The organism is Nocardioides sp. JS614 (genome assembly GCF_000015265.1).
Taxonomy (GTDB): Bacteria; Actinomycetota; Actinomycetes; order Propionibacteriales; family Nocardioidaceae; genus Nocardioides.
The window spans coordinates 924,967-943,650 of record NC_008699.1 but is presented as its reverse complement, the minus strand read 5'-3'; the positions used below and the strand labels follow the sequence as shown (position 1 = coordinate 943,650).

At 72.8% G+C, this 18,684-nt stretch carries 17 protein-coding genes; 4 read left to right on the top strand and 13 right to left on the bottom strand.

The window, feature by feature from the left end:
• Window positions 1-8: 8 nt before the first annotated feature.
• Genes tsaE through NOCA_RS05970 form a run of 4 tightly spaced genes read right to left on the bottom strand, consistent with a single transcriptional unit; the run spans window position 9 to window position 4,546 of the window.
• Window positions 9-938, bottom strand: coding sequence for a tRNA (adenosine(37)-N6)-threonylcarbamoyltransferase complex ATPase subunit type 1 TsaE (gene tsaE, locus NOCA_RS05985; RefSeq protein ID WP_238383423.1), 930 nt, complete (start codon window positions 936-938; stop codon window positions 9-11).
• Window positions 935-2,017, bottom strand: a complete 1,083-nt coding sequence (locus NOCA_RS05980; RefSeq protein WP_011754373.1) for an alpha/beta fold hydrolase — start codon at window positions 2,015-2,017, stop codon at window positions 935-937. The genes tsaE and NOCA_RS05980 overlap by 4 nt, the downstream gene beginning before the upstream one ends.
• Window positions 2,014-3,150, bottom strand: a complete 1,137-nt coding sequence (gene alr, locus NOCA_RS05975; RefSeq protein WP_011754372.1) for an alanine racemase — start codon at window positions 3,148-3,150, stop codon at window positions 2,014-2,016. The genes NOCA_RS05980 and alr overlap by 4 nt, the downstream gene beginning before the upstream one ends.
• Before the next feature lie 16 nt (window positions 3,151-3,166).
• Complete coding sequence (locus tag NOCA_RS05970) at window positions 3,167-4,546, bottom strand: NAD(P)H-hydrate dehydratase (protein WP_011754371.1); 1,380 nt, start codon at window positions 4,544-4,546, stop codon at window positions 3,167-3,169.
• A 134-nt stretch (window positions 4,547-4,680) separates the two neighbouring features.
• Between NOCA_RS05970 and NOCA_RS05965 the strand changes: the two genes are divergently transcribed.
• Window positions 4,681-5,607: a hypothetical protein gene (locus NOCA_RS05965; protein ID WP_011754370.1), complete on the top strand. Its 927-nt coding sequence runs from the start codon at window positions 4,681-4,683 to the stop codon at window positions 5,605-5,607.
• Between the two features lie 35 nt (window positions 5,608-5,642).
• Here the strand turns inward: NOCA_RS05965 and NOCA_RS05960 are convergent, their stop codons facing one another.
• Both NOCA_RS05960 and glmS read right to left on the bottom strand, forming a co-directional pair.
• Complete coding sequence (locus NOCA_RS05960; RefSeq protein WP_011754369.1) at window positions 5,643-5,993, bottom strand: holo-ACP synthase; 351 nt, start codon at window positions 5,991-5,993, stop codon at window positions 5,643-5,645.
• 22 nt (window positions 5,994-6,015) lie between these two features.
• Window positions 6,016-7,860 carry a glutamine--fructose-6-phosphate transaminase (isomerizing) gene (gene glmS / locus NOCA_RS05955; RefSeq protein ID WP_011754368.1) on the bottom strand — a complete coding sequence of 615 codons (1,845 nt, stop codon included), beginning with the start codon at window positions 7,858-7,860 and terminating at the stop codon, window positions 6,016-6,018.
• A gap of 41 nt (window positions 7,861-7,901) precedes the next feature.
• Here glmS and coaA point away from each other — a divergent pair, with 41 nt between their 5' ends.
• Entirely contained in the window at window positions 7,902-8,891 is a 990-nt protein-coding gene (gene coaA / locus NOCA_RS05950; RefSeq protein WP_011754367.1) for a type I pantothenate kinase, read from the top strand.
• Here coaA and NOCA_RS05945 read toward each other — a convergent pair.
• From NOCA_RS05945 to rplM, 6 genes are all read right to left on the bottom strand, one after another.
• A complete protein-coding gene (locus NOCA_RS05945) occupies window positions 8,886-9,524 on the bottom strand; it encodes a hypothetical protein (RefSeq protein WP_011754366.1) in 639 nt (212 codons plus the stop codon). The two genes, coaA and NOCA_RS05945, sit on opposite strands and share 6 nt — an antisense overlap.
• Window positions 9,525-9,659: 135 nt before the next feature.
• Window positions 9,660-10,460, bottom strand: a complete 801-nt coding sequence (locus tag NOCA_RS05940; RefSeq protein WP_011754365.1) for an ABC transporter permease — start codon at window positions 10,458-10,460, stop codon at window positions 9,660-9,662.
• Window positions 10,457-11,365: an ATP-binding cassette domain-containing protein gene (locus NOCA_RS05935; RefSeq protein ID WP_011754364.1), complete on the bottom strand. Its 909-nt coding sequence runs from the start codon at window positions 11,363-11,365 to the stop codon at window positions 10,457-10,459. The genes NOCA_RS05940 and NOCA_RS05935 overlap by 4 nt, the downstream gene beginning before the upstream one ends.
• 9 nt (window positions 11,366-11,374) lie before the next feature.
• On the bottom strand, window positions 11,375-12,721 hold the full coding sequence (gene glmM / locus NOCA_RS05930; protein WP_011754363.1) for a phosphoglucosamine mutase: 1,347 nt from the start codon (window positions 12,719-12,721) through the stop codon (window positions 11,375-11,377).
• Window positions 12,722-12,729: 8 nt separating this feature from the next.
• On the bottom strand, window positions 12,730-13,230 hold the full coding sequence (gene rpsI / locus NOCA_RS05925; RefSeq protein ID WP_011754362.1) for a 30S ribosomal protein S9: 501 nt from the start codon (window positions 13,228-13,230) through the stop codon (window positions 12,730-12,732).
• A gap of 35 nt (window positions 13,231-13,265) precedes the next feature.
• Complete coding sequence (gene rplM / locus NOCA_RS05920) at window positions 13,266-13,709, bottom strand: 50S ribosomal protein L13 (protein WP_011754361.1); 444 nt, start codon at window positions 13,707-13,709, stop codon at window positions 13,266-13,268.
• A gap of 251 nt (window positions 13,710-13,960) precedes the next feature.
• On the opposite strand from rplM, the gene NOCA_RS05915 reads away from it, so the two are divergent.
• Both NOCA_RS05915 and NOCA_RS05910 read left to right on the top strand, forming a co-directional pair.
• Window positions 13,961-15,250, top strand: a complete 1,290-nt coding sequence (locus NOCA_RS05915) for a citrate synthase (protein ID WP_083768072.1) — start codon at window positions 13,961-13,963, stop codon at window positions 15,248-15,250.
• A gap of 228 nt (window positions 15,251-15,478) precedes the next feature.
• Window positions 15,479-16,099 carry an HAD family hydrolase gene (locus NOCA_RS05910; protein ID WP_011754359.1) on the top strand — a complete coding sequence of 207 codons (621 nt, stop codon included), beginning with the start codon at window positions 15,479-15,481 and terminating at the stop codon, window positions 16,097-16,099.
• An 18-nt stretch (window positions 16,100-16,117) separates the two neighbouring features.
• On the opposite strand, the gene NOCA_RS05905 is transcribed toward NOCA_RS05910, so the two are convergent.
• Window positions 16,118-18,601, bottom strand: a complete 2,484-nt coding sequence (locus NOCA_RS05905) for a choice-of-anchor A family protein (RefSeq protein ID WP_011754358.1) — start codon at window positions 18,599-18,601, stop codon at window positions 16,118-16,120.
• Window positions 18,602-18,684 lie beyond the last annotated feature (83 nt).

Sequence of the window (18,684 nt, the reverse complement as noted above, 5' to 3'; positions counted from 1 at the left end):
CGGTGAGGCTATCCGAGCGCGCGGAAGGACAGCGCATGCCACCGCGGCCCGACCGGCGTGAGCTCGACCCGCCGGGGATCGAGGCCGTCCGCGCGCTCCTCCTCACCGCGGACGATCACGACCTCCAGGCGCGACTCGGTCAGGCCCTCGGCGAGCCCCTCCCCCCACTCGACCACCGTGACGGCGTCGTCGAGGGAGGCGTCCAGGTCGAGGTCGTCGAGCTCGGCGAGGCCACCGAGGCGGTACGCGTCCACGTGCACGAGGTCGGGGCCACCGACCAGCGACGGGTGCACGCGTGCGATCACGAACGTCGGGGAGGTGATGTCACCGCGCACGCCGAGCCCCGCACCCAACCCCTGGGTGAAGGTCGTCTTGCCGGCGCCGAGCTCACCGGTCAGCACGATCAGGTCGCCGGCCGTGAGCTGGCCGGCCAGCGAGCGGCCGAGGCCGCGCATCGCGTCGGCGTCCGGCGCCTGGAAGGCGTGGGTGCGCAGCGGCCGGCGCAGCTCGACGTTCGGCGCGGCCCGGCTGATCTCGCGGAACCCCTGCCGCTGCCAGAACCGGATCGTCCCGGGCAGCTCCTCGCGGGCGACCACGGTGAGGTCCTCGCTGTCCCCCGCCGCCTCCACCGCCGCCTCGATCAGCGCGGCCGCGACCCCATGGCCCTGAGCGGCCGGGACGACCCCGAACCGGCGCAGGTACGTCGTGCTGCCGATCGGGTCGAGCACCAGCGCACCCACCGGCAGGTCATCGAGGCAGGCCAGCAGGCCGCCGTGGGCGGCCAGCCGCTCCTTGATGGTCCCCTCGGTCTCGCTGAGCGCGGCGGCCGGCGGGTCGAGCGGCGGGCGCGCCTGGAACGCGGCGAGCACGACGTCGAGCACCTGCGCGGCGGACTCGGGACCGACCCGGCGGATGCTCAGCTGCGGCCGGGCCGTCACCGGGGGTCCACCGCGCCACTGACCTCCAGCATCCGGTCGAGCTCGCCGTTGACCTCGTCGTACCGCTCGAGGATCACCATGTGCCCGGCGCCGTGGCACTCGAGCAGGGTGGAGCCGTCGATCCAGGCGTGCAGCTTGCGGCTGTGCCCGATCGAGGTGAGCCGGTCCTCGGTGCCGCAGATGACGGCGGTCGGCACCTTCGAGAGCACCTCGACGGCGTGGAACTTGTCGAGGCCGCGGAAGCCGGGGAAGAACTCCGCGACCACCTCGAACGGGGTCGCCGAGAGCATCCGGTCGACGAACTCGACGTAGCTGCCCGGCACCGCGTCCCCGAACGCCAGCTCGTCGGTCGCGACCATCGCGACGTCGCGGCCGACCCGGCGCAGCCCGTCGACGGCGCGATGCCCGCGCGCGAGCGTCGCGACACTGCGGTGGAGCACTCCACCGCCGGCCCACGGCGGCACCATCGGGAACAGGATCCGGCTGGGGTCCAGCCCGCCGGCCGTGGTGGAGATCAGGGCGGTGCCGACGACCCGGTCGCCGAACAGCTCGGGGTGCTCCTCGGCCAGCGCGACGATCGTCATCCCGCCCATCGAGTGGCCGACCAGCACGACCGGCCCCTCCGGCGCGACGGCGTCGAGCACGGTCAGCAGGTCCTGGCCGAGCTGCTCGATGGTCGCGTTGCCCAGCGGGGAGCGGCCGGAGCGTCCGTGGGAGCGCTGGTCGTAGAACACGGTGCGCACCCGGCCGCGGTAGTGCTCGCGCTGGAAGTGCCAGCAGTCCAGGTTCAGCGCGTAGCCGTGGCAGAACACGATGGTCACCGGCGGGCGTCGGCGGCGCAGCCGGCTGACGCCCGACCGGGCCTGGGCGGGGTCGGCCTCGTCGACCTCGACGTGCAGTGGGGTGCCGTCGTCGGCGACGACGGTGACCGGCTCCGAGCGCAGCGAGCCGAAGGCCGGGCTGTCGCCGGGCGAGCGGCGCGCGATGGCGCGGCGCTGCCGGGCGACCCCGGCGCCGGCGCCCGCGGCGATGCCGACCGCGGTCGCGGTGGCACCGATCAGGTGCGTGCGGAGCCTCACGAGTCGACGTACCTCCTGCTCATCCGGCCCCCGATCCTGCTGATGATCTCGTAGGAGATGGTGCCGGCCGCGTCGGCCCACTCCTGGACGGTCGGCTCGCCCGCGGTCCCGGGCCCGAAGAGCACCACCGCGTGGCCCGGCTCCAGCAGGTCGCCGCCGAGGTCGACCACGAACTGGTCCATGCAGACCTGGCCGCGCACGGCCCGGCGCTTGCCGTCGACCAGCACCTGGGCGTGGTTGCCGGCGTGGCGCGGGATGCCGTCGCCGTACCCGACCGGCACCAGGCCGACGGAGGTCGGCGTGTCCGCGACCCAGGTGTGCCCGTAGGAGACGCCGGCGCCGGCGGGCAGCGGCTTGGTCAGCACCAGCACGGCGCGCGCCGTCATCGCCGGGACGAGCCCGAGGTCGGCCTCGGCGAGGTGGCCGGGCGCGGGATCGAGGCCGTACGACGCGAGCCCGAACCGCACCAGGTCGAACCGCGCCGAGGGCCGCAGCAGCCCGGCCGCGGAGTTGGCCAGGTGCCGCACCTCCGGGCGCAGGCCGGCGCGGTCGGCGACCTCGAGAGCGTGCCGGAAGGCCGTCTCCTGGGCGGCGTTGGCGGGATGGTCGGGCTCGTCGCTGCAGGCGAAGTGGGACCAGATCCCGGTGACCCGCCATCGGCCGGCCTCCTCGCCGGCACGGGCGGCCGCGACCAGGTCCGGCCACTGCTCGACGGTGGCGCCGCCCCGGGAGAGCCCGGTGTCGATCTTGAGCTGGACCCGGGCCGGACGGCCGGCGGCTCGCACGCCGGCAGCGATCTCGTCCAGCTCGGCCGGGCTGTAGGCGGTGACGTCGACGTCCGCGGCGATCGCGGAGGCGTAGTCCTCGCCCGGCACCGTCAGCCAGGTGAGCACCCGGCCGGTGTCGCCCGCGGCGCGCAGGGCCGCCGCCTCGTCGAGGGTGGCCACCCCGAGCCACTCCGAGCCGGCCTCGCGCGCGGCCCGAGCGGCCTCCAGCATGCCGTGCCCGTAGCCGTCGGCCTTGACCACGGTCATCGAGGCGACCCCGGTGACCTCGCGGAGCCGGCGGACGTTGTTCCGGATCGCCGCGAGATCGACGACGATCTCGGCGCGCGCGACCGGTGGGGCGTTCATGCCGGCAATTCTCCCATCACCAGCCCGGCAGGTTGCGGACGGCCGCCGGGAGGGCGCGGGCCACGTCGCCGGCCACCAGCGGTCCGCGGCGGGCCGCGAGGGTGGCGGCGGCCCCGTGCAGCCACGACCCGACGGAGGCGGCATCGTACGGCGTGAGGCCGGCGGCGAGCAGCGCGCCGATCACCCCGCCGAGAACGTCGCCGGCCCCGGCGGTCGCCAACCAGGGCGTGCCGGTCGTGGTCGCCCGGACCCGGCCCTCGGGCGTCGCCACGAGCGTGTGCCGGCCCTTGAGCAGCACCACGCAGCGGTACGTCGCGGCCGCGTGGCGGGCGTGCGCCAGCGGCCGGGCCTCGACCTCGGTCCGCTCGACCCCGAGCATCCGGGCCAGCTCCCCGGCGTGCGGGGTGAGCACCGCAGGCACCGGCACCGACCCGTCGACGTGGCCGAGCGCGTCCGCGTCCGCCACCACCGGAACCTCGTCGGCCAGGGCCGCGCGCAGCTCGTCTCCGGCATGCTCGCCGCCGCCGGACCCGACCACCCAGGCCTGGACCCGGCCCGTGCCGACGACCTCGGGGTGCGTCTCGCAGACCCGGTCGGCGACGTCCGCGTCGCCGACGTACCGCACCATCCCGCACAGGCCGCTGGAGGCGCCGGCGACGCTGAGCAGCGCGGCACCGGGGTACTGCGCCGAGCCGGCTCGGACGCCGACGACCCCGCGCTGGTACTTCTGGACCTCGCCGTGCGGGCGCGGCAGCAGGGCCGCCACGTCCTCGGGCTGGAGCGACTCGACGGGCGCCTCGGGCAGGTCGAGCCCGATGTCGACCAGGTGCACCGCGCCGCAGGCGGACGCGGCGGGGTCGACCAAGTGCGCGACCTTGTGGGTGCCGAAGGTGACGGTGACGGTCGCCGTCACGTGCGGACCGTCGAGCTCGCCGGTGTCGACGCCGACGCCGGAGGGGGTGTCGACCGCGACGACCGGGACGTCCGGCACCGTCGCGAGCGCCGCGACGGCGTGCTCCCGCAGCCCGCCCCGGCCGCCGATGCCGACGATCCCGTCCACGACCACGTCCGGCCGGTCCGGGCCGCCGGTGATCGTGCGCCCGCCGGCGGCGCGCAGCGCCGCGACCCCGCCCGCATGCGCCTGGTCCGAGAGCAGCCACGCCTGGACCTGAACGCCGCGGCGGGCCAGCAGCGCCCCGGCGTACAGCGCGTCACCGCCGTTGTCGCCCGACCCGACCAGCAGCAGCGCCCGCCGGCCGTACGCCGAGCCGAGGAGGTCGAGCACCGCGTAGGCCAGCCCGGCCGCGGCCCGCTGCATCAGCGCCCCCTCGGGCAGCCGGACCATCAGCTCCGCCTCCGCCGCCCGCACCTGCTCCACCGTGTGCGCGCTCCTCATGCCCTCACGCTATCCGGGTCGTTGCGGAACGGGTCGTGTGCCTGAGAACGCGCCATGGCGCGTTCTCAGGCACACGACCCGACGCCTGTGGAGAGCGACCCGGACCCGTGCCGGATCGGGGAAGGAGAGCTGGCATGAACGAAGTCCTCGAAGCACTCATCGCGGCACAAGCGGGAATGGTTGCCCGCCGACAGCTGAACAGGCTGGGCATCGACTGGGACCGGGTGCGCGACCATGGCGCGGCCCGTCGGTGGGTGGAGCGGACGCCTCGCGTGATCAGCACCGTGACCGGCGAGCTGACCCGCGCACAGCTCGAGTGGCTGGCGGTGCTGCACGCGGGTGAGCGCAGCATGCTCGGCGGCCTGACCGCTGCGGAGCGCCACGGCCTCACCGGGTGGCAACGCGACGTCATGACCGTCTACGTCGACGACGAGCTGAGCTTCGAACCGGTGGACGGTGTCCGGTTCTTCCGCAGTCGCCGCCCCTTCGACCTGCTCCGTCACCCCCGCCCGGGGATCCCGGTCTGTCGCCTCGAGCCGGCCGTCCTCCTGTTCGCCGCGTACCAGACCACCCCACGGCCGGCGCACGGCGTCATCGCCGCCAGCATCCAGCAGCGGCTCACCACCGTCGAGCGCATGGTGGAGTGGGTCGACACCCTGCGTCCGCTGCGCTGGTCCAAGCCGTTCAAGCGCACCCTGGGCGACATCGCCGGCGGCGCCCATTCCGGGGCCGAGATCGACGTGCGCCGGATGTGTCGCCGGTTCGGGATCGGGATGCCGGACGGCCAGGTGTCGCGGACAGATCGGGCTGGTTGCCGGCGCTGGACCGATTGCGAGTGGCGGCTGCCCGACGGTCGAGTCGTGGTGCTCGAGGTCGACGGCTCCTTCCACCTCGACGTGCTGGAGTCGATGGCGGACCACCGGCGGGCTCGCCGGCTCACGACCGCGACCCGCGTGGTGCTGCGGTGCTCGGCGTACGAGCTGCGCTACGAGTCCGAGCAGGTCGCCGCCGACCTGATCGCGCTCGGGTTGCCGGGTCGTGTGCCCCACAACGCGGCATAGCGCGTCCTCAGGCACACGACCCGACCTCAAGCCGGTCAGGACTCGAGGACCACCACCGCCGAGGCGATGCCGGCGTCGTGGGAGAGCGAGACGTGCACCGAGCCGACGCCGAGGTCGTTGGCCCGGCGCAGGACCGAGCCGCGGATCTCGAACACGGGGCGGCCGGACTCCTCGGAGCGGATCTCCGCGTCGTGCCAGTGCATGCCCTCCGGGGCGCCGAGCGCCTTGGCCAGCGCCTCCTTGGCCGCGAACCGGGCCGCCAGCGAGGCCAGCGGCCGCTCCGCCTCCTCCGGGGTGAAGAGCCGGTCGGTCAGGCCCGGGGTCCGTGACAGAGAGACGCCGAAGCGCGCGACGTCGACCACGTCGATCCCGACCCCGACGATCACCGGGCGTTCCCTCGTGGGCGGCTCATTCGACCGTGACCGACTTGGCGAGGTTGCGCGGCTGGTCGACGTCGTGGCCGAGCACCGTGGCGAGCTCGCACGCGAAGAGCTGGAGCGGCACCACCGCGACCAGTGGCTGCAGCAGCACCGGCACCTGGGGCAGGCGGACGACGACGTCGGCGTACGGCGCGATCGCGTCGTCGCCGTCCTCGACCAGGCAGATGGTCCGCGCGCCGCGGGCCCGCACCTCCTGGATCCCGCTGACCATCTTGTCGCGGAGCTGGTCGCGGCCGGCCGGGGGCACCACGCACAGCACCGGCAGGCCGTCTTCGACGAGCGCGATCGGCCCGTGCTTGAGCTCGCCGGCCGCGAAGCCCTCCGCGTGCAGGTAGGCCAGCTCCTTCAGCTTGAGCGCCCCCTCCAGGGCGACCGGGTAGCCGGCGTGGCGGCCGAGGAACAGCACCGACCGGGTCCCGACGTGCTGGCGGGCCAGCTCGTAGACGGCGTCCGCGTCGTCGAGCATCCGCTGGACGTGCGCGGGCATCGCCTCGAGCTGGCGCATCACCTCGTCGATCTCGTCGCCGTACCTCGTGCCCTTGACCTGCGCCAGGTAGAGCGCGAGCAGGTAGCACGCGACCAGCTGGGTCAGGAACCCCTTGGTCGAGGCGACGCCGATCTCGGGACCGGCGTGGGTGTAGATCACCGCGTCGGACTCGCGCGGGATCGTGGAGCCGTTGGTGTTGCAGATCGCGAGCACCTTGGACCGCTGGGTCCGGGCGTGCCGGATCGCCTGCAGCGTGTCGGCGGTCTCCCCCGATTGGCTGATCGCCACGACCAACGTGGAGTAGTCCAGGATCGGGTCGCGGTAGCGGAACTCCGAGGACAGCTCGACCTCGACGGGGATCCGGCACCAGTGCTCGATCGCGTACTTCGCCACCATCCCGGCGTAGAACGACGTGCCGGCCGCGATGATGATGATCTTGTCGACGTCGCGCAGCTCCTGGTCGGAGAGCCGCATCTCGTCCAGGTGCAGGTGGCCCTCGGGAGTACGCCGGCCCAGTAGCGAGTCGGCGACCGCGTGCGGCTGCTCGAAGATCTCCTTGCGCATGAACCAGTCGTGGCCGTCCTTCTCGGCGGCCGACAGGTCCCAGTCGACATGGTAGCGGCGGCCCTCGGCCGGCGTGCCGTCGAAGCCGGTCACGGACACGGCCTCGCGGGTGATCGTGACCACCTGGTCCTGGCCGAGCTCCAGCGCCTCGCGGGTGTGCTCGATGAACGCCGCGACATCGGACCCCAGGAAGTTCTCGCCCTCGCCGAGGCCGACGACCAGCGGCGAGTTGCGCCGGGCGGCGACCACCCGCGACGGGTCGAGGGCGTCGACCGCGACCAGGGTGAACGCGCCCTCGAGCCGGCGTACGACGCGTTGCATCGCCGCGGTCAGGTCCGCGCCGCGGGTCACCTCCGCCTCCAGCAGGTGCGCCGCGACCTCGGTGTCGGTCTCCGAGAGCAGCCGGTGACCGGCGGTCTCCAGCTCGGCGCGCAGCTCGGCGAAGTTCTCGATGATGCCGTTGTGCACCAGGCCGACGCGGCGCTGCTCGCCGGTGTGCGGGTGCGCGTTGACGTCGTTGGGTGCCCCGTGGGTGGCCCAGCGGGTGTGCCCGATGCCCGTGGTGGCCGGCGGGAGCGGCGTGTCGGCGATCGCCTTCTCCAGGTTCGCGAGCTTGCCGGCCCGTTTGTCGGTGGCCAGCGCCCGGTCCGCGACCAGCGCGATCCCGGCCGAGTCGTAGCCGCGGTACTCCAGCCTCCGGAGCCCCTCGACCACGACGTCCTGCGCCGCCTTCTGGCCCACGTAACCGACGATCCCGCACACGGGTGTCACTGTAACGGCGGGGCTTTGCAAGAATCGCGTCCATGCCTGCCCAAGGGCCGTCCCACGGCGAGCTGCCCCCCGCCGACGCCGGCCGGGAGTCCTCTCCCTACCTGGAGCTGGACCGCTCCGCCTGGGCCGCGCTCGCCAGCGAGGTCGAGAACCCCCTCAGCGCCGAGGAGATCCGCCGGCTGCGCGGCCTCGGCGACCAGCTCGACCTCGACGAGGTGCAGCAGATCTACCTGCCGGTCTCCCGGCTGCTCAGCCTGTACGTCGAGTCCGCGGGCCGGCTGTACCGCGCCCAGGAGGAGTTCCTGCACCAGGACCAGCCGCCGCGCACCCCGTTCGTGATCGGCCTGGCCGGCTCGGTCGCGGTCGGCAAGTCCACGACCGCGCGGGTGCTGCAGGAGATGCTGGCCCACTGGCCCCAGCACCCGAACGTCGCCCTGGTCACCACGGACGGCTTCTTGTACCCCAACGCCGAGCTCGAGCGGCGCGGCCTGCTGGAGCGCAAGGGGTTCCCGGAGTCCTACGACCGCCGGGCCCTGCTGAAGTTCGTGGTCGACATCAAGTCCGGGAAGGACGAGGTGCTGGCGCCGACGTACTCCCACCTCGTCTACGACGTCGTGCCGGACGAGAAGGTCGTCATCCGCCGCCCCGACATCGTCATCGTCGAGGGGCTCAACGTGCTCCAGCCGGCCCGGGTGCGCGACGACGGGCGGACCGGCCTGACCTTGAGCGACTTCTTCGACTTCAGCGTGTACGTCGACGCCAAGACCAGCACGATCCGCGACTGGTACGTGTCCCGCTTCCTGCGGCTGCGCGAGACGGCGTTCCAGGACACCGGCTCCTACTTCGCCAAGTACGCCACCTTGTCGATCGAGGAGGCGATGGCCGAGGCGGAGCGGATCTGGGACACGATCAACGGCCCCAACCTGGCCCAGAACGTGCTGCCCACCCGCTCGCGCGCCACGCTGGTGCTGCGCAAGGACCGGGACCACTCGGTCCGCTACGTCCGCCTGCGCAAGCTATAGCAGCAGGCTCGCGACGATCGCCTCGACCCGCTCCGCGGGCAGCGTTCCCGGCGCGCCGGCGTCGGCCACGAGGACCACCCGGACCTCGCCGGCACGCACCATCGCGACGTACACCTGAGGCGCGCCACAGGGCCCGGAGACCGCCGGGGTGACGCGCGCCGACAGCAGCCGCGCCGCGGTCCCGTCGGCCAGCTCGATCCGGCTGGCGGTCCGGCCGTCCACGTGGCCGATCGCCCCGGCCCAGGCGCGGAAGTCCTGCTGCGTGAAGCCTGCGAACGCCCGGCTGGAGGCCTGGGACCGGTCGGCGCAGTAGCCGGACCGGAACACCGCCGGTCCGCGCACCACGGCCACCGGGTGACCCGCGTCGTCCTCGTAGTAGACGCGCACCGACCGGTCGCGGACCCGCCAGCGGTCCCGGGGCACCTCGAACGTCGCACCGGTGCGCGGATCGCGCACGACCGCTGCGGCCGGCTGGTCGCCAGCCGGTTGGTCGCCACCGGCCCTGTCACCGGGTGCGTCGCCCGGACCGTGATGACCACCGTCGGCCCAGGCGACCAGCGCCACCGCGGTCGTGCCCAGCACGGCGAGCGTGGCCACGACGGCCAGCAGCTGCGCGATCCGGAGCCGGGTCATGGGTGCGGTCTACCCGCCCAGCGCCCCGCCGACACCCGCCGCCGGCGCCCTGCCGAGTCGGCGCATCTTGCCCGCCCAGCAGCCTCGAGTCGGCGCATCTTGCCCGCCTCGTGAGCAAGATGCGCCGCCTCGGCATCACACGACGTCGCGCCGCAGGGTGGTGAACCGGCCGAGCAGCGCGAGCCCGCCGGCGTACGCGACCAGCACCACGAGGGCGACCGGTCGGGACAGCAGCTCACCGGAGCCGCCCAGCTCGCCGAACAGGCTCGAGCCGATCAGCCCGTCGGCGGCCGCACCGGGCAGGAACCGCGCGATCGCGTCGGTGCCGTCGAACGCCCCGAGCGCCAGGCGCGCGATCGGCTCGACGAACTGCGTGAACGCCAGGATCACGACGATCGCGGCCACCTGGTTGGGGACCACGCTGCCGAACGCGGTGCCGATCATCGCCCACAGCACGGTGACGACCACGCCGAGCGCCAGCACCGCCAGCACGGAGCGGTCGCCGAGGAACGCGCCGTCGCCCCAGCCGGCGAGCAGCGGCGCGCTGGCGCCGACGACCGCGAGCGTGCCGACGACCCCGTAGAGCAGGCCGATCGGGATGGTGGCGAGCAGCTTCGCCACGAGCAGTACGCCGCGCCGGGGCTCGACGAGCAGCGTCTCGGTGATGGTCTGGTGCCGGAACTCGGTGGTGATCGCCAGGCTGCCGATGACCAGCGGGAACACGTAGCCGACGGCGTTGGTGAGCCCGTAGATCGCCCGCGCCGCCGCCACCCCTTCCAGCGGAGCCGCATCGCTCCCGTCCTCGGGAGCGAACACGAAGGAGGCGGCCATCACGACGCCGATGAACACGAGGTAGCCGGCCAGGACGATCAGCAGCAGCCACCACATCCGGGTGCTGACGAGCTTGCGGTACTCCGCGACCAGGGCGGCCCTCACGACCGAGCACCCCCGGTGAGGCGCAGGAAGACGTCCTCGAGCCCAACGCCACGACTGGCGAGCTGGTGCAACTCGAGCCCCGCGGCGTACGCCGCCGCCCCGACCTCGGCGGCCAGCACTCCGGTGACGACCAGTCCGGCGCCGTCGGGCCGGGCCGGCCAGCCCCGCGAGCGGCACAGGTCGGCCAGCGCCTGCTCCTCCGGCGACTGGACGTAGGTCTCGGGGGCGGCGAGGCCGGCCAGATCCGCCAGCGACGAGGCGTGCACCAGCCGACCGTCCGCGATGATCACGACGTCGTCGACGGTGTGCTGGACCTCGGCCAGCACGTGGCTGGACACCAGGACGGTGCGGCCCTGGGCGGCGAACGCGCGCAGGAGCTGGCGCAGCCACACGATGCCCTCGGGGTCCAGGCCGTTCGCGGGCTCGTCGAGGACGATCGCCGGGGGATCGCCGAGCAGGGCGGTCGCCAGCGCCAGCCGCTGCCGCATCCCCAGCGAGTAGCCGCCGACCCGGCGGTCCCCGGCGTCGGCGAGCCCGACGAACTCGATCAGCTCACGGCAGCGCGCGCGGTCGACCCCCGCCTGCGCCGCGTAGACGCCGAGGTGTGCGAGGCCGGTGCGGCCCGGGTGGAAGCCGGAGGACTCGATCGCGGCGCCGACGACGCGTGCCGGGGCCGGGTGCTCGGCGTACGGCCGGTCACCGACGAGCGCTCGCCCGGCCGTCGGCCGGGTCAGCCCGAGGAGCATCCGCAGCGTCGTCGTCTTGCCGGCGCCGTTGGGGCCGAGGAACCCCGTGACGGCCCCCGGCCGGACGCTGAAGCTCAGGTCGTCCACGGCCCGGATGGCACCGAAGGTCTTGCCCAGGCCCGCCACCGAGAGCGTCGGGCCGGTCTCCGTGAACCCCACGGAATGACCCTAGAGGGCCAGCTGTCGCTTCACGACATCGGCCAGGCGTCCGGCGACGGACACCGCCTCCTCCTGGGTCGCGGCCTCCACCATCACCCGCACCAGCTGCTCGGTGCCGGAGGGACGCAGCAGCACCCGGCCGGAGTCGCCGAGCGCGGCCTCCTCCTCCGCGATGGCGGCGGCGAGCACGGCGTCGTCGTCGGCGCGGCTCTTGTCGACGTCGGGCACGTTGACCAGCACCTGCGGCAGCCGGGTGACCACCGAGGCCAGCGACTGCAGGCTCTGCCCGGTCGCGGCCATCCGCTGCAGGACGTGCAGCGCGGTGAGGATGCCGTCGCCGGTGGTGGCGTGCTCGCTCATGATCACGTGGCCGGACTGCTCGCCGCCGAGGGAGTAGCCGGAGACCCGCATCGCCTCGAGCACGTAGCGGTCTCCGACCTTGGTCTGGCGCACGCCGACGCCGGCGGCCCGCATCGCCTGCACGAAGCCGAGGTTGCTCATGACGGTGGCGACCACGGTGTTCTTCGCCAGGTGGCCGGTCTCGGCCATGCCGAGGGCCAGGATCGCCAGGATCTGGTCACCGTCGACGGCGTTGCCCTCGTGGTCGACGGCCAGGCAGCGGTCGGCGTCGCCGTCGAGCGCGAACCCGACGTCCGCGCCATGCTCGACCACGGCGGCCTGCAGCGCCGCGAGGTGCGTGGAGCCGCAGTCGGCGTTGATGTTCAGGCCGTCCGGCTCGACCGCGATCGCGACCACCTCTGCGCCGGCGGCGCGCAGCGCGCGGGGGCCGGCTTCGTACGCCGCGCCGTGGGCGCAGTCGAGGACGACCTTGATGCCGTCCAGCGAGCGGGTGAGCGTGCCGACCAGGTGCGCGACGTACTCCTCGACCGGCGTGGCGTACGGCGTCACCCGCCCGACGTCACCGCCCACCGGCCGGTCCCACTCCTCGGCGAGGTGCTGCTCGATGAGCTTCTCGACCGCGTCGTCGAGCTTGTGCCCGCCGCGGGCGAGGAACTTGATGCCGTTGTCGGGCATCGGGTTGTGCGAGGCGCTGATCACGACACCGAGGTCGGCGCCGAGCGCCTCGGTCAGGTAGGCGACGGCGGGAGTGGGCAGCACCCGCAGCCGGAGCACGTCCACGCCGGCGGAGGCGAGCCCGGCCACGACGGCGTGCTCGAGGAACTGCCCCGAGATGCGCGTGTCCCGGCCGACGACGGCGAGCGGGCGGTGCCCTTTGAACTCGCCCCGGTCGGCCAGGACCCGGGCTGCGGCGACGGACAGGTCCAGGGCCAGCTCCGCGGTCAGCTGACCGTTGGCCAGGCCCCGGACCCCGTCCGTGCCGAAGATGCGCGTCATGCGCGCGATTAGCGCTTGCTGAACTGAGGGGCCTTGCGGGCCTTCTTGAGACCGGCCTTCTTGCGCTCGATGACGCGGGCGTCGCGGGTGAGCAGCCCGGCCTTCTTCAGCGAGGGGCGGTTGGCCTCGACGTCGACCGCGTTCAGCGCACGGGCCACGCCCAGGCGCAGCGCGCCGGCCTGACCGGTGATGCCACCGCCGTGGATGCGGGCGATCACGTCGAACCGGCCCTCCAGCTGGGTGGTCACGAAGGGCTCGTTGACGACCTGCTGGTGCAGCTTGTTCGGGAAGTAGGAGTCCAGGGTGCGGCCGTTGACGGTCCACTCGCCGGTGCCGGGCACCAGGCGGACGCGTGCGACGGCCTCCTTGCGGCGGCCGGTCGCGTTCGCAGGGGCGATGGTGGCGGGACGCAGCGGGGCGTCGGCGGACGGCGCGCTCTCCGAGCTGTAGGCGATGCCCTGCTCGTCGACCTCGTAGGTCTCCTCGACCTCGTTGGTGGTGTCGCTCATGTTCCTCAGGCTTTCTCGGTGCTCGTACAGACGGATTACTGGGAGATCTGCTTGATCTCGAACGGCGTGGCCTTCTGGGCCTGGTGCGGGTGGTTGGGCCCGGAGTAGACCTTCAGCTTCTTCAGCATCTGACGGCCGAGCTTGTTCTTCGGGAGCATGCCCCACACGGCCTTCTCGATGGCCTTGCGGGCGTCCTTCTCCAGGATCTCGCCGATCGGCGTGGCCGTGAGACCACCGGGGTAGCCGGAGTGGCGGTAGGCCATCTTCGTGGTCGCCTTGTCACCCGAGAGGGCGACCTTCTCCGCGTTGACGATGATGACGAAGTCACCGGTGTCGACGTGGGGGGCGAAGATCGCCTTGTGCTTGCCGCGCAGGAGGTTCGCGGTCTGCACGGCGAGGCGGCCGAGGACGACGTCGGTGGCGTCGATGACGAGCCACTCGCGCTGGATGTCGCCGGGCTTGGGGCTGTACGTGCGCACGGAAGTTTCCTTCTTCGTTCGTCGGGCCCGGAGAGCTGCTGCTCCCGGGTGGTGGAGCCACGCCCTCTGACGAACACGGCCCGGCTCAGCACTGACGTGCGGTCCGGATCTGCACCCCGATCCCGTGGCGGGTCGGCGCGCGGCAGGAGGCGCGACTGACAAGACTACGGCGCCCCGCTCGGCGGTGTCGAATCACCGTGGAGGGGAGCCGGGTTTCGCGTGCCACCACGCCGCAGTCTAAGTTGGAGCGCGTGACTGATTCTCTGACCGTCCGTGACAACCGCACCGGACAGGAGTACGAGGTCCCGATCACCGACGGCACCATCAAGGCCGCGGACCTGGGCCAGATCAAGGCCGAGGAGGACGCGCCCGGCCTCGCGGTCTACGACCCCGGCTTCGTGAACACCGCCTCCTGCCGCAGCTCGGTGACCTTCATCGACGGCGACAAGGGCGTCCTGGAGTACCGCGGCTACCCGATCGAGCAGCTGGCGGAGAAGTCGAGCTTCCTCGAGGTCGCCTACCTCCTGGTCCACGGCTCGCTGCCGACCAGGGCGGAGTACGAGGCGTGGGTGCACGAGATCACGTACCACACGTTCGTGCACGAGAACGTCAAGGAGTTCATGCAGGGCTTCCGCTACGACGCGCACCCGATGGGGATGCTGATGGCGTCGGTCGGGGCCCTGTCGACGTTCTACCCCGACGCCCGCAACATCAGCGACGCCGACAACCGGCACATGCAGATCGTGCGGATGATCGCGAAGATGCCGACGCTGGGCGCCTGGTCGTTCCGGCACGCGCAGGGCAAGCCGTTCGTCTACCCCGACAACGAGCTCGGCTACACCGCCAACTTCCTCTCGATGCTGTTCAAGATGAGCGAGCACCGGTTCGAGGCCGACGAGCGCCTGGTGAAGGCCCTCGACGTGCTGTTCATCCTGCACGCCGACCACGAGCAGAACGCCTCCACCAACGCGGTCCGCTCGGTCGGCTCGACCCAGGTCGACCCCTACTCCGCGGTCGCCGCCGGGGTCGGCGCCCTCTACGGCCCGCTGCACGGCGGCGCCAACGAGGCGGTGCTGCGGATGCTGCGCCGGATCGGCACCAAGGAGAACATCCCCTCCTTCATCCAGGGCGTGAAGGACGGCAACGAGCGGCTGATGGGCTTCGGCCACCGCGTCTACAAGAACTACGACCCCCGCGCCAAGATCATCAAGAAGTCCGCCGAGGACGTCTTCGAGGTCACCGGCACCAACCCGCTGCTGGACATCGCGCTGGAGCTGGAGAAGATCGCGCTCGAGGACGAGTACTTCGTCAAGCGCCGCCTCTACCCCAACGTGGACTTCTACTCCGGCCTGATCTACGAGGCCTTCCAGTTCCCGCCGGAGATGTTCACCGTGTTGTTCGCGATCGGCCGCACCCCCGGCTGGCTGTCCCAGTGGCTCGAGCTGGTGCAGGACAAGGAGCAGAAGATCGCCCGCCCCAAGCAGATCTACACCGGTGAGCGCGGCCTGGACTTCGTGCCCGCTGCCGAGCGCTGGGCGTGAGCGAAGCTCAGCCTCAGCGCTCGGCAAGCCACGGGCCAGGTCCGAGTGCGGCCGAGCCTGCGGGGCCGCGACGGAGCGCATCGAGCCCATGGCAATGACCGGAGAGACGGTGCCGAAGGCCCCCCGGGGCGTGTGCAGGGGTCGACCCAGTTTCATCGGTCGACCGATAGATCTCGACCTTGGACGACAAAGCTTCATCGTCCAGGCACGAGGTTCGTCGGCCGGCCGATGAAACTCGACACTCCGGCAGGCGTCGTCTTCGATCTCGGCAACGTGCTGATCGACTGGGATCCGTACCCCGCGATCGCGGCGGGGGTCGGCCCGGACGAGGCCCGGCGGTTCCTCGCGGCCGAGGACTTCGACTTCCTGGCGTGGAACCTGGTCCAGGACGCCGGCGGCCGCTGGGCGGACGCCGAGGACGCCGTACGCCGGACCCACCCGCACTGGGCCGAGCACGCGCTGGCCTACCGCGCCCACTTCACCGAGTCCCTCGTCGGGGAGGTGCCGGGCACGGCCGACGTGGTGCGCGACCTGCATGCGGCCGGCGTGCCGCTGTTCGGGCTGACCAACTGGTCCGACGAGCTCTACCCGCACGCCCCCGAGCGGTTCGAGGTGCTCGCGCTGCTCGATGACGTGGTGGTCTCGGGGACCGAGCAGGTCGCCAAGCCGGACGCCCGGGTCTTCGAGATCGTCGCGGAACGCAGCGGCATCGCGCTGGACCGGCTCGCCTTCGTCGACGACAAGCAGGCGAACGTCGACGCGGCGGCCGCGCTCGGCATGGACGCGATCCTGTTCACCGACGCGGCGGCGCTGCGCGAGGAGCTGCGCGCCCGCGGCCTCCCGGTCTGACGCCAGCGAGTCGGGCGCCTACCGCTGGACGGGCACCGTCCGCCGGACCGTCCTGCCACGGGTGGGGTCGACGGTGACCTGCACCCGGTCCAGGCGCGCGAGCCCGCGCCGGCCGGCGTCGGTCAGCCGCAGCCGGGCGGTGGCCTCACCGCCGGCCCGCAGGCCGACCTCACCCCGGGCGAGAAGGACGCCCTGCGAGCGGACGGCGAGCTTCCCGCGGCCCGGCATCGAGGACAGCACCCGCAGCGACGACGTCGACCCGGAGACCCGCAGCCGCCCGGCGAGGCTCGTGGTGGACGAGCCGGGCAGCACCGTCACGGTGGCGCTCGCCGCGTTGTTGGCGGGGTTGGCGTCGGTCGAGCTCGACGAGACGGTGGCGGTGTTGACGACGGTCGTCGGCTCGTCGGTGCCCATGTCGGTCCCGACGCGGTCGTTGAGGCAGACCAGGTCGAGGACCGCGTCCGTGGCCGCGCCCGACTCGTTGTAGAGCCGGAACGCGCGCTCCTTGAGCCGAGGGTCGTGCCCCCACGTGGTGACGCCCTCGGGCAGGTCGAAGGTCGCGACGACGCCCTTGCCGTCGTCCGGGCAGCTGACCTTGATCTCGAGGCCCTCGGCCGGGGTGTCCGCGGGAACGGTCACGTGGTCGACGACGTGGGTGAAGCGCAGCTGGTGGGTGTGCCCGTCGACCGCGCTGGTCGTCGTCGACAGGCACAACGCGCTGGCGGTCACGGTCACCGGCGCGGTGGCGCGGAAGGTCAGCGTCCAGGTGCGGGCCGGATAGCTCGTCTCCGAGCCGACCAGGACGGCACCGGCGGAGGAGAGGTCGTAGCCCGGCGCGATCGGCACGGTGCCGGCCCGACAGGTCAGCGTCACCTGGGTGCGACCGACCGGTAGCGACTGGGTCAGCGTGACCGGGGCGGCGTCGACCAGGAGGTCGTGGCGGTGGCCGTCGTTGCCGCCCTCGGTCCGGCCCGGCAGGCAGACGATGAAGGCCTTCGCCTGGACCCGGCCGGTCGCGTCGTTGCGGATCACGCCCTTCCAGGTGCCGGTGCCGATGCTGCGCGAGCTGAGCACCTTCACGTCGGAGAACGCGCCGGTCCCCTGGTCGACGTGGTCGATCCGGAAGTCGCCGTCGCTGAGGATGTCCCCGGGGTTGCAGCCCAGCGTGATGCTGCGCTGCTGGCCGGGATCGAGGTCGACCTGGGCCTCCGGGTGGTACGGCGTCATCCAGTGGTCACCACCCGGGTGCACCACCGGTCCCGCGCCGGCGATCGGGTTCGCGGTCACCGTGATCGTCACCGTGGTGGAGGCTCCCGCCGCGAGGTTGCCGACCGTGCAGGTCACGACTCCGGCGGACTGCGTGCAGGGCGCCGAGGCGGACCCGAACGTGACGCCGGCCGGCAGCGCGTCGCGGACGACCACGCCGGTCGCGTCGGCGTCACCGACGTTCGTGGCGGTCAACGTGTAGGTGAAGGTGTCACCGCCCGTCGGGGTCGCGGTCGAGGCCGACTTGGTGATCGTCACGTCCGGCGTACCCGGGGTCGGAGGCGGCGGCGGGACGCAGGCGCTGCTCGGCAGCAGGTTCTGGTGCGTCTCGTAGGCCGACGAGAAGCTCTTCGCGATGACCTGGCCGATCGTGTGGCCGACCGCGCTCACCGTGAACGCCGCCCTCGGCGCGAGGATGTGCCCGCCCCAGGCCGACCCGTAGCTCATGGTCAGCGTGGTGGCGTCGGGGAAGTTCCAGATGATGCCGGGGTAGGACGCCATCACCGCGTCGTTGACCTGGCTGGCGCCGGACGACAGGTCCCACATCTGGCCGGCCAGGGCCACCGAGGTCCCGGGCACGTTGATGATGGTCGTGGCACCACCCGGGACCTGGTAGCCGACGTGCTTGCCGGACGCGAGGTCGGCGGCCTGAGCGACCGTCAGCGTGAACACGTTCAACGACGGGTCGGTGCCGGTGAACACCAGCGCGGGGTTGCCTCCCGCCGTACCGCTGCCGACGGTGCCGTTCGCGGTCGCGGCCCCCCACGCCGTCGACAGCGCGCGCAGCTGGGTGAAGGAGGTCGCGAAGTCGACGGGGTTGCTTGCGAGGTAACCCGTACCGGGGCCCCCGTTGAAGTTCACCCCCGACGGCGGCGTGACGTAGGCGCTGCCCTTCTGGAGGTTGTAGGTGCCATGGCTGCCGGCCACGACGAGCGCGGCGGAGCCGACCGGGAAGCCGGACGGCAGGCGGGTGCCGACGGTCATCCCGCCGGCAGTGTGGTTCCCGCCGTACGCGATGGCGCCCTCGGACTCGGCGCCGCGGCTGCCGTTCCCCTCGACGAACTCGGTCCACCCGGTGGCCGGTCCGAACGCGTTCGACACGGGCTCGCAGGCCGGCGGCGTGGTGGCCTCGGCGGCGGTCCCGGACAGTCCGGCGGCGGCCAGGACCCCGGTGATCATCGCTCCGGCGAGCGGAAGGCGAAGAGCGCGGGCGCGCGCGAGCGCAGACATGGTCATGACGGTCCCCCCTGGATGTCCTGGGCCGACCGTCCCATCCGGGGCCGCCGGCGCACCGGAGAACGGCCGAATCCACGCCCGGC

Bases quoted from the DNA above. Each gene is read 5' to 3' on its own strand.
- NOCA_RS05910 (WP_011754359.1), top strand. From the start codon at position 15,479: ATGAAACTCGACACTCCGGCAGGCGTCGTCTTCGATCTCGGCAACGTG.
- NOCA_RS05905 (WP_011754358.1), bottom strand. From the start codon at position 18,601: ATGACCATGTCTGCGCTCGCGCGCGCCCGCGCTCTTCGCCTTCCGCTC.
- NOCA_RS05945 (WP_011754366.1), bottom strand. From the start codon at position 9,524: ATGACCCGGCTCCGGATCGCGCAGCTGCTGGCCGTCGTGGCCACGCTC.
- rpsI (WP_011754362.1), bottom strand. From the start codon at position 13,230: ATGAGCGACACCACCAACGAGGTCGAGGAGACCTACGAGGTCGACGAG.
- glmM (WP_011754363.1), bottom strand. From the start codon at position 12,721: ATGACGCGCATCTTCGGCACGGACGGGGTCCGGGGCCTGGCCAACGGT.
- NOCA_RS05965 (WP_011754370.1), top strand. From the start codon at position 4,681: ATGAACGAAGTCCTCGAAGCACTCATCGCGGCACAAGCGGGAATGGTT.
- coaA (WP_011754367.1), top strand. From the start codon at position 7,902: ATGCCTGCCCAAGGGCCGTCCCACGGCGAGCTGCCCCCCGCCGACGCC.
- NOCA_RS05970 (WP_011754371.1), bottom strand. From the start codon at position 4,546: ATGAGGAGCGCGCACACGGTGGAGCAGGTGCGGGCGGCGGAGGCGGAG.
- alr (WP_011754372.1), bottom strand. From the start codon at position 3,150: ATGAACGCCCCACCGGTCGCGCGCGCCGAGATCGTCGTCGATCTCGCG.